Raw genomic sequence first — 2,069 nt, 5'->3', positions numbered from 1 at the left:
AGAGAGTTGCGTTAGCTATCGGCTGACCTGTTTGCTTGTTTGTAACCGTTCCGCTAACCGTTCCTTTCGGGATCGGGTTTAAGGTAAAGTTGGCTTCTACTGTACCATTTTTAGAAATATTTACACGTTGATCTGCAGAGTAATATCCATATGTTTCAGCACGTAAGGTAAACTCCCCAACAGGATGAGACATAAGAGTATAGCTACCATCACTTGGGTTGGTGGCAACAGAACGTCCTGATTCGAGCACGCTCACTGTAGCTTCAAGTGGCAGGGTCATGGGTTGGACTGCAGTCGGCGTGATCGTAGCCGTTGGTGCCATCACGTTTTGCATATTTGTTGGTTGGATGGTTTCCGGGTTGACTTCTCTTTTATTGGTTTCTAGCTTATTTTCCAGTTGACTAGCTAATAGTTTTTGATGTTGTATATCTTCTAGTTCAACATTGGCTGTGGTATGTGATGTAGTGCTTAAGGCGACATCATCTATATACCAACCACTGCTCGTGTTAATACCGTCTGAGGTGACGTTAAAGGCTATATAGATTTGTTTACCGGCATAGGCGGATAGATCGATTTGGCGCTCCGTCCATGTCTCAGATTTACCAGTGAAGCGGGACAGCTGTTGCCAGTTTTGTTTGTCTATTGACACAAGCACATGACCATAGTCTGTGAAATCGTCGGTGAAGTTGTTGATTGAATACCAATCTTTAAACTGCAGATAGGTATTACCTTCAGGCAGGACGATTGGAGGCATCATCAAGCTCATATTGGCATAGTTGTCATAGTTACCTTCTAAATTGGTTCCGTACACTTTTTCACCAGAAGCGGCCTTAGCTGGTCCAGAAGCAGGTACTCCCCACTCCCAACTGTTATTGAAACCGTATGAGATCCAACCATTTGGTTGAGATTCAAAATCTTGATTGTAACCAGTGCTGATTCCAGATTTGACTGGTACTGCGTAATGGTCAGAAGTAACCACGTTTTGCCCATAGTCAGTAATGCGCCAATAATAGGTAAGCGTTTGGGCCTGTATAGCATCCGGAATCACCGCTTGGTACGTTCCGCTCTTATAGTCACCTGCTGTACGAGTTGCCGCTACAGTTTGCCATTCGGCAGATTCGCTAGCACGATATTGTAGCTCAACACTTCTTACATTGACATTATCTTGTACTTGAATAGTAAGAGGCAATGTCATATTCGCATATAATTCAGTTGGAGCGGTATGCTGATAAGTTGGATTCTCTGTATCTTGACCTTCACGAACCACTTGTCCCTGAACTCGACCTATTCCGTTGACAATGGCGGAGATAGCGCTATAGGCGTTTACTAGACCATAACCATAACCATTGTTTGGTGAAGTTGGATAGTTGGAGTCAGTTAATGGCTTTGCCGAAACAAGTAAAATGTCTTCAATGTCATCAACGGTAAGCGAGGCATTCGCCTGCTTTATCAAAGCAACGACTCCAGCAACGGCTGGTGCAGACATCGAAGTTCCTTGCATGCCTGTATATTTACCACCTGGAATGGAAGAGCGGATGGCCACACCTGGAGCAGAAATGTCTGGCTTCACTTCTCCATATGGCGATGGACCGCGTGAGGAGAATCCTGCAAGCAGATTCCCACTATTCATCGTTGCTCCAACAGCGAACGATTCCGGATAGTTGCCTGGGACGGAGACGCTTCCATCCCCCGGACCAGTATTTCCAGAAGAGAAATTAGGGAAAATATCGGCTGCACGCCAGTTTATCACCATTGGACGGAACCATTCATCGATTCCTTTCCCACCACCCCAGGAGTTGTTCACTACGTCAGGTGCTTTTTCTGGATGTGGGTTGCCTTGGGCATCTTTTGGAGCTAGAACCCATTCTCCAGCTCTCAGTAGATCTTGAACGGATGCACCAGCCGAGGAAAAGGCTTTCACCGCTATCCATTTTGCACCTGGAGCGACACCGATTTGGTTCGTGCCATTAGGCTCAGAACCCACCATCGTACCTGTGGTGTGAGTTCCGTGACCAAGATCATCATAAGGTGATTCTTGACCAGTTATAGCGTCATACCAGTTGAAAGTG

General features: G+C 46.0%; 1 protein-coding gene. It reads right to left on the bottom strand.

Features of this window, described 5'->3' with window-relative positions; genetic code table 11:
- The coding region (locus CHI06_RS14815) for a S8 family serine peptidase (RefSeq protein WP_179292627.1) at positions 1-2,069 on the bottom strand (2,069 nt) is incomplete at both ends.

Source organism: Bacillus sp. 7884-1, assembly GCF_002272245.1.
Lineage (GTDB): Bacteria > Bacillota > Bacilli > Bacillales > Cytobacillaceae > Neobacillus.
The sequence above is the reverse complement of the archived record's forward strand: the minus strand, read 5'-3'. Positions and strand labels throughout refer to the sequence as shown.